The following is a 7,931-nucleotide window of genomic DNA, read 5'->3' on the forward strand; positions in this document are numbered from 1 at the left end:
CAGCGGCGCGACCAGATCGAGCTTGAACGCGCCGAAGGTGCGCGCCACGTCGAGATGGTGATGGCGGCCTCCGGCGATGCCACCTGGCGCTATGACTTCGATCAGGACGATCTCTACCTGCACGAGAATTTCTTCCTGATGCTGGGGCTGCCAGTCCGCGCCAGCATGCATCTGGCGGACCTTGACGCCATGACGCACCCGGAAGACCTCGTCGGCCTGCTCGAGGCGCGCTGGCGGGTCATGCACGGGGAAAGCTGGGCCGAGGCGCGCGACGTGCGCTACCGGCATGCGCGTGGTCACTGGGTCTGGGTGCAGATTCGCGGCCAGATCACCCGGCGTGATCATGAGGGCCGGCCACAGCGCGCTACCGGGCTTGCGCTGGACATCCAGCGCCACAAGCAGTCACTCAAGCTGCTGGAGGCGGCCCGTGACAGTGCCACCGAGGCCAGCCAGTCCAAGTCGCGTTTCTTCTCGAGTTTCAGTCACGAGATTCGCACCCCGCTCAACGCCATCATGGGCTTCACGGATCTGCTCTGCGAGGAAGCCGACCTGACCCGCGAGCAGCGCCGCTACGTGGATGAGGCCAGTCATGCGGCGGCACAGCTGTCGGCGCTGATCGAGGACGTGCTGCAGATGTCGAGTCTGGAAGCCGGTGATCTGCCGCTGGATTGCCAACCTCTCTCGGTGGGCCAGAAGCTGATACGACTGGCGGGGCAATATCAGCCGCGCCTGGAGAGTGCCAATCTGACGCTATCGCTGGCATTGGAAGGCGAGTCACTGTGGCTGAATGCCGACCAGCGGCGCCTGGATCAGATTCTCGGCAACCTGATGGGCAACGCCATCAAGTACAACCGCGAGGGGGGCTGGATCCGTCTGGCCATCGGCCAGGAGCACAACGCCAGCGGAGTGGAGATGGGCTGGGTGGAAATCACCGATGGCGGCTTCGGCTTTGATTCCGCGCAGGCGGTCCAGCTGTTCCAGCCGTTCTCGCGTCTGGGACGTGAAGATTCAGGCATCGAGGGCACCGGGCTCGGGCTGGCGCTGTCGCGGGAGCTCGCCCGCCGCATGGGCGGTGACATCACGGCGCGGGGCGAGCTGGGCGAGGGCGCCAGCTTCCGGGTCTGGTTGCCGCTGGCGGATGTCAGCGCCCATGAGCGCGTCGTCCAGGCGGCGTGGTCGGCGGAGAAGGTGCTGCCGGTGCCCTGTCGCTGGCTGGTGATCAGCACCCGGGCGCAGGACCGTCTGCGCCTCGAGGTGATCGGCAGTCACGTCGCCAATCTGGAGATCATCATCGCCAGCAGTGCGGCCCAGGCGTTGCGCCTGGTGCGAGATGTCAGCCCGTGTCTGGTCATCTTCGGCGATGTGCCGGACATGAACGTGGCGGCGCTGTTCGCCGAGATCCAGCGCATGCCGCGCGAACTGCCGTTGTGGGCCGTGCGTATCGGGGAGCGTCACGCCAGCGAGGCCGCAGGCGGCCTGCCCGAGGCCTTCTTCGACAGCGGTGAGAGTCCGCCCGGCATGGCCGATATCGAGCGCTGGATGACGCATCTGATGGTCAACTTCCAGCGTGCCTGCGATACGGATCGCTGACGCATGGCGTGTCGCTCAGCTGACGCCCTTGAGCTGATGCGAGCGCACGGCATAACCGCGCGACTTGTATGTGCGCCAGCATTCGCGCTTGGTCACCAGCACATCCTGATGCTGATTGATGATCTCGGCGACGCGCTCGAAGCGTGAGAACCACTCGGGAATCTCGGGGTGCAGGTTGAGCAGCGCCTCGATACCCGGCGCCGGGGCGTCCTGCCAGCCGATGGTGACCGGCGGGCGCGGCACGTCATCGGCGTGTTCGGCCTCGCGGGCGGCCATGTCGAGATCGATATCCAGCGCATGGGGCACGAAGCTTTCCGGGCGGAACTGCCACAGATGCTCATCGAACTGACGCGCCATCGCCTCGTCCTCGACATGCACATGCAGGCGAAAGCCCTTGGCGTGGATGGTCTCGGCCAGCCGGCAGGCGAATTCCAGCCGGGCTTCCAGCGTGGTGTCGGGCAGGATGTAGAAGTCGATCTGGGTCATGGGCACCGCTCGGGCAAGGAATTCTCGAGCGCTCAGGATACCGCACTCGCCGCGCGGCTTCGATGCAGCCTGCCTCCCGTGACGTCTTTCCGCAGTCAGATATCCGTGCGCCAGAAACCCCAAGGCCCGCCTCTTTCGAGGCGGGCCTTGGGGTTTTGGTCATCCTTCAAGCCACAGGGGCAGGCTCGAGGACTTGTTTCCGTGCACTAATGTCAGTGCACTTATACCAGGCGCGTCATCCAGCCACGCGTGTCTTCGGCGCGACCGTATTGCAGGTCCAGCAGCTGGCTGCGCAGACGCATGGCGACATCACCGGCGTTGGCGGTCAGGTCGAGGCGACCTTCTTCACTGACCAGCTCGCCCACCGGGGTGATGACGGCGGCGGTACCGCAGGCGAACACCTCGGTGATCTCGCCGGAGGCGATGCCTTCACGCCACTCGTCGATGCTGATCGGGCGCTCTTCCGGCGTCAGGCCCAGATCGGTCGCCATGGTCAGGATGGAGTCACGGGTGACACCTTCCAGAATGGTGCCGGTCAGGCGCGGCGTGACCAGACGGCCGTCCTTGAAGACGAAGAACAGGTTCATGCCGCCCAGTTCCTCGACCCACTTGTTCTCGGCGGCGTCCAGGAACACGACCTGGTCACAGCCATTGGCGGAGGCTTCGCTCTGCGCGGCCAGTGAGCCCGCGTAGTTGCCGCCGCACTTGGCGAAACCGGTACCGCCGGCGGCCGCACGGTTGTAGTGCGAGGACAGCCAGATGGAGACCGGCTTGATGCCGCCCTTGAAGTAGGCCGCCACCGGTGAGGCGATCACGTAGTAATCGACTTCACGCGACGGACGCACGCCGAGGAAGGCTTCGCTGGCGATCATGAACGGACGCAGATAGAGGCTGCATTCGTCACTGACGCTGGCCGGAGTCGGCACCCAGGCGCTGTCCCGCGCGAGCAGGGCCTTGAGCGAGCCGACGAAGTCCTCGTCGGACAGCTCCGGCAGTGCCAGACGGCGGGCGGAGTTGCGGAAACGTGCGGCGTTCTTCTCGGGGCGGAAGGTCCACACCGAGCCGTCTTCATGACGGTAGGCCTTGATGCCTTCGAAGATTTCCTGGGCGTAGTGCAGTACCGAGGCGGCGGGGTCGAGGCTCAGCGGGCCGTAGGGGCGGACTTCATGGCCGTGCCAGCCGCCGTCGGCGGTCCAGCGTACATGGGCCATGTGATCGCTGAAGTGACGGCCGAAGCCGGGATTGGCCAGAATGGTGTCACGAACGGCAGCATCCGCCGGTTGCGTGGACGCGCGGACGTCGAAGCCTTTGGTCACGTGGGTGTCTCCGTAGCAGCGAGACCCCCGACGCGGAACGCCGGGGGTCGAATCATTTTTATAGGACCTCTCGGGTCAGCGGTGCCGAGTGGCGTCGCGACCCGCGTGTCTCAACGCTAGCACGCTATCGAGAGCATGCGAAGCCTCAGACGGTCTCTTCCTGCGGGGCGCTGAGTTCCGCTTCGCGGTCCAGCAGGTATTGGGTCAGAAGGCCCACCGGGCGGCCGCTGGCGCCTTTCTGCTTGCCGGACATCCAGGCGGTGCCGGCGATGTCCAGATGCGCCCACGGGAAGGTGTCCGCGAAGCGGGACAGGAAGCAACCTGCGGTGATCATGCCGGCTTCGCGACCGCCGATGTTGGCGATGTCGGCGAAGTTGGAATCCAGCTGCGTCTGATATTCGTCCCACAGCGGCATGTGCCAGGCGCGGTCCCAGGCTTCTTCGCCGGCGTCGAGCAGGTCGAGCGCCAGGTCATCATCGTTGGAGATCAGGCCGGTGGCGTGATTGCCCAGCGCGATGACGCAGGCGCCGGTCAGGGTGGCGATGTCGACGACACTGGCCGGCTCGAAGCGCTCGGCGTAGGTCAGCGCATCACACAGCACCAGACGGCCTTCGGCGTCGGTGTTGAGGACTTCGACGGTCAGGCCCTTCAGGGTCTTGATGATGTCGCCCGGCTTGGTGGCGCGGCCGTCCGGCATGTTCTCGGCGCTGGCCACGATGGCCACCACGTTGAGCTTGGGCTTGAGTTCCAGCACGGTGCGCATGGTGCCGAACACGCTGGCCGCGCCGCCCATGTCGTACTTCATCTCGTCCATGCCGGCGCCCGGTTTGAGCGAGATGCCGCCGGTATCGAAGGTGATGCCCTTGCCGACCAGCACGTGCGGAGCTTCGTTCTCGTCTTCCGCGCCGCGGTATTCCATCACGATCAGGCGGCTCGGCTCTTCACTGCCGCGGCCGACCGACAGCAGGGACAGGGCGCCGAGCTCCTCGAGCTCTTCCTCGCCGAGCACGGTCACCTTCAGGGCGCCATCGGAGGCAGCACCCAGTTGCTCGGCACGCTCGCCCAGGTAGCGCGGCGTGCAGATGTTGCCCGGCAGATTGCCCAGCGTGCGCGCTTCATTGACGCCCATGCCGATGGCGGCACCGACGCGCAGGCCGGCTTCCAGCTCGGCCTGACGCTGCTTGTCGGCACTAACCACGCTCAGGCGGGTCAGAGAGACGGGCTCGCCCGGCTTGCTCTTCATCTCGGTGAAGCGATAGGCAGTGCGCAGCGCGCTCTCGGCGATCATGCGCGCCATCCAGTCAGCCTCACGCAGCTCGAGATTCAGCTCGAGACCAGCGAAGGCCGCGTCTTCGATGGGCAGCTTGAGCAGGGCGGTCATGGCGGCGTCGAGGCCACGCTTGTAACGGCTTTCGTCGAGCTTTTCCTCACTGCCGAAACCGGCCAGCAGCAGGCGCTGAGCGCCGAGGCCCGGAGCGAAGGGCACCAGCAGGGTATTGCTGAGCTCGGGCTTGAAGTCGCCGCGCTCGATCAGCTGGGAAATCAGCTTCTCGCTGGCATCGTCGAGTCGTGCCGCAGCACCGGTGAGGTCGCCCTCGATGACAGGTACCACGATGCAGGCGGTTTCAAGCTGGGCCGGATTGGCAGTGACTACAGGAAATTCCATGGCAACTCCACGCGCGCGAGTGAGGGTACGAAGATGAACAGTACAAGGATGAAGGATGTCGTCAGGCCAGGCGTGCCCGGCTCGCGGCGACATCGGGGTCATGGTCTGGATGGGGGCGCAGACCGCTCATGACAAGCTGAGCTGGCATGCACGAGTGAGGGCAGTCCATCATGTCAGGCTGTCCACGTGCAATGCCTGCAGCCGCGACAAGGCAGCATCCTTTCTGGATAATGCTGCTGCTGAGGGGGAGCCGCTCCCGTCCAGTCTTCAGACCCGTGCCGCCAGTGTACGCAAAGGCTGCGCACCATGCATGAGGGGGATGATGCCTTCATGTGATCACGACCATTCCTCCACCGGCTATCATCGATCTGGTCAACACGCTCGCTTGCGAGCGGGAAACAGGAGTTCCACTTGATCATCTTCCGCTACCTGACACGCGAGATACTCACCACCATGGCCGCCGTGGCCGGGGTGCTGATGCTTGTCATCATGGGCAGCCGATTCATCCGCTATTTCAGTGATGCGGCGGAGGGGGATTTCCCGGCGTCGATTCTCGGCAGCCTGATGCTCTATCACCTGCCGGGTTTCTTCGAACTGCTGCTGCCGCTGTCCTTCTTCCTCGCCGTGTTGCTGGCCTTCGGTCAGCTGTACATGAACAGCGAGATCACCGTGCTGGTCGCCTGTGGCGTCGGCCCGGAGCGCCTGCTGCGTGTCACCCTGCTGCCGGCGTTGTTGATCACGGCGCTGGTCGCGGCCTGCAGCCTCTATCTGACGCCTGCCGGCGCGCTCAAGAATGAGCTGTTGCTCGAGCAGCAGAAGCAGAAGACCGACTTCTCGATTCTCGGCGCGGGACGCTTCCAGGAGATCGGCAATCGCACCGTCTATGCCGAGAGCATGAGTGATGACAACAGCGAGCTGGAAAACGTCTTCATCGCCGAGGCAGGTGACAGCAATGCCGCCAGCACGCCCGACAGCGAACCGAGCCAATCGGTGGTGCGCGCCGAGCGTGCCTTCCAGGAAGTCAGCCCCGAGACCGGCAGTCGCTATCTGGTGTTGAGCGACGGCACGCGCTACGGGGTGGAGCCGGGCAAGGCGATCGCCCAGCGACTGGGCTTTGACCGCTACGGCGTGCGCATCACCGAGGGCCAGGACGCTGCGGCTCTCAAGGAGGACATCGAGCTTGCGACCACGGCGCAGCTCTGGGCTTCCGATCTTCCGGAGGCCAAGGCCCAGCTGCAGTGGCGCATCTCGCTGCCGTTGATGGTGCCGATCCTGATGCTGATCGGCCTGCCACTGGCACGCGTCAATCCGCGTCAGGGGCGTTTCGCGCGTCTGCTGCCGGCCATCTTCGTGCATATCACCTATCTCAGCCTGTTGATCGCGGCGCAGAATGCCGTCGCATCCGAGAAGTACCCGGCCGCCATCGGCCTGTGGCCCATTCACGGCGTCTATCTGGCGCTCGGCATCTGGCTGAGCTGGCGCGACAACCGCGGAGGTGGCCGCTGATGCTGCTTGATCGTCTCGACCGTTACATCGCCCGCAATGTGCTGGTGGCCATGCTGGTGGTGCAGGTACTGATTCTCGGGCTCGACCTGATGATCACCTACATCAATGATCTGGGGGATGTGAAAGGCGACTACGGCGCCTTTGAAGTGCTCCTCTATCTGCTGATGCGTCTGCCGTCGCGCTTCTACGAATTCGTGCCGGTCGGCGTACTGCTGGGCGCCCTGATCGGGCTGGGCAGCATGGCCTCGAGCAATGAGCTGACCATCATGCGTGCCGCCGGTCGCTCACTGACGCGCATTCTGTGGGGCGTGATGAAGCCGCTGGGGCTGGTCATCGCCATCACCATGGCGGTCGGTGAATATGTCGCCCCTGTCACCGAGCTGCAGGCTGACGCCTGGCGCGCCGAGAAGCAGCAGGGCGCAGGCGCCGTCTACGCGGAAGGCGGCGGCTGGCAGCGCGAGGGCAACGACTACTACCGATTCGGCTCGATTCGCAGCGATGATGTGGTGCTCAATGTGACCCGCTATCGCTTCGATGACGAGCGCCATCTGACCCAGGCGCTCTACGCCAGGCGCGCCGTCTGGGAGAGCGATGGCTGGACGCTGGAGGCGGTGCAGACCACCACCTTCGAGTCTCAGGATGGCGAGCCGAGCGCCACCACGGTGGCTCAGCAGGAGACCCGCGAGTGGGACACCCAGCTGACGCCGGACCTGCTCAAGCTGGTCATCAGCGACCCCAAGCAGCAGTCAGCCTCCGACCTGTGGCGCTATTCCCGCTACCTGCAGGACCAGGGGCTGTCGGCCAATCAGCCGCTGCTCTACTTCTGGCAGAAGATTCTGCAGCCGCTGACACTGGCGGCGCTGGTGCTGGTGGCCGCCTCCTTCGTGTTCGGGCCCTTGCGCACGGTGGCGGCGGGGACACGGGTCTTCTACGGCATCGTGGTCGGCCTGCTGTTCAAGTATCTGCAGGACCTGCTCGCCCCGGCCTCGGTGGTGTTCGGCTTCGCGCCCATCTGGGCGGTGCTGGCGCCGATGCTGGCCTGTTACGTGATCGGCCTGCTGCTGATCCGGCGCAGTGGCTAGGGGCGCCCCGCACTCTCGCCGCCGTCTCGACCCGCAGGGAGCGCGCCCTGCGGGCCTGATGCGGCGTCTGGGCAGCGTGGTCTATGACGCCTTCCTCGTGATGGCGTTGTTGATCGTGCTGGGCTTCATCGGGGTCGCCGTCAATGGTGGTGAGGCCAACCAGTCGCCGCTGTTCCGCAGCCTGTTGCTGGTGGCGATGTTCGCCTTCTTCGGCGGCTGCTGGAGCCGCAGTGGCATGACGCTGGGCATGCAGGCCTGGCGACTGCGCATCGAGACGCCACAGGG

General features: G+C 65.2%; 7 protein-coding genes. 4 read left to right on the top strand and 3 right to left on the bottom strand.

Going from position 1 to position 7,931, the window contains the following annotated elements; genetic code table 11:
* The coding region (locus AC4FAH_RS08020) for a PAS domain-containing sensor histidine kinase (RefSeq protein ID WP_490245873.1) at nucleotides 1–1,590 on the top strand (1,590 nt) is incomplete at its 5' end.
* A gap of 15 nt (nucleotides 1,591–1,605) precedes the next feature.
* On the opposite strand, the gene AC4FAH_RS08025 is transcribed toward AC4FAH_RS08020, so the two are convergent.
* The 3 genes from AC4FAH_RS08025 to AC4FAH_RS08035 all read right to left on the bottom strand — a co-directional run bounded on the left by AC4FAH_RS08025 (nucleotide 1,606) and on the right by AC4FAH_RS08035 (nucleotide 5,058).
* Entirely contained in the window at nucleotides 1,606–2,076 is a 471-nt protein-coding gene (locus AC4FAH_RS08025) for a DNA polymerase III subunit chi (protein ID WP_043333207.1), read from the bottom strand.
* Nucleotides 2,077–2,297: 221 nt separating this feature from the next.
* Nucleotides 2,298–3,392 carry a branched-chain amino acid aminotransferase gene (locus AC4FAH_RS08030; RefSeq protein ID WP_286988408.1) on the bottom strand — a complete coding sequence of 365 codons (1,095 nt, stop codon included), beginning with the start codon at nucleotides 3,390–3,392 and terminating at the stop codon, nucleotides 2,298–2,300.
* Nucleotides 3,393–3,537: 145 nt separating this feature from the next.
* Complete coding sequence (locus AC4FAH_RS08035; RefSeq protein WP_286988410.1) at nucleotides 3,538–5,058, bottom strand: leucyl aminopeptidase; 1,521 nt, start codon at nucleotides 5,056–5,058, stop codon at nucleotides 3,538–3,540.
* Nucleotides 5,059–5,469: 411 nt separating this feature from the next.
* Between AC4FAH_RS08035 and lptF the strand changes: the two genes are divergently transcribed.
* From lptF to AC4FAH_RS08050, 3 genes are all read left to right on the top strand, one after another.
* Nucleotides 5,470–6,564 (top strand): LPS export ABC transporter permease LptF, encoded by a 1,095-nt coding sequence (lptF, locus tag AC4FAH_RS08040; protein WP_082388186.1) that lies wholly within the window; start codon nucleotides 5,470–5,472, stop codon nucleotides 6,562–6,564.
* A complete protein-coding gene (gene lptG, locus AC4FAH_RS08045) occupies nucleotides 6,564–7,646 on the top strand; it encodes an LPS export ABC transporter permease LptG (RefSeq protein WP_213113694.1) in 1,083 nt (360 codons plus the stop codon). Before lptF ends, lptG begins: the two co-directional genes overlap by 1 nt.
* A partial coding sequence (locus AC4FAH_RS08050) for an RDD family protein (protein ID WP_490245874.1) occupies nucleotides 7,639–7,931 on the top strand: 293 nt, incomplete at its 3' end. The genes lptG and AC4FAH_RS08050, both read left to right, overlap by 8 nt.

Source organism: Cobetia sp. (assembly GCF_983723665.1).

What these genes read in the sequence shown, in the direction of transcription:
- AC4FAH_RS08025 (WP_043333207.1), bottom strand. Translation starts at nt 2,076, where the DNA reads ATGACCCAGATCGACTTCTACATCCTGCCCGACACCACGCTGGAAGCC.
- AC4FAH_RS08035 (WP_286988410.1), bottom strand. Translation starts at nt 5,058, where the DNA reads ATGGAATTTCCTGTAGTCACTGCCAATCCGGCCCAGCTTGAAACCGCC.
- lptG (WP_213113694.1), top strand. Translation starts at nt 6,564, where the DNA reads ATGCTGCTTGATCGTCTCGACCGTTACATCGCCCGCAATGTGCTGGTG.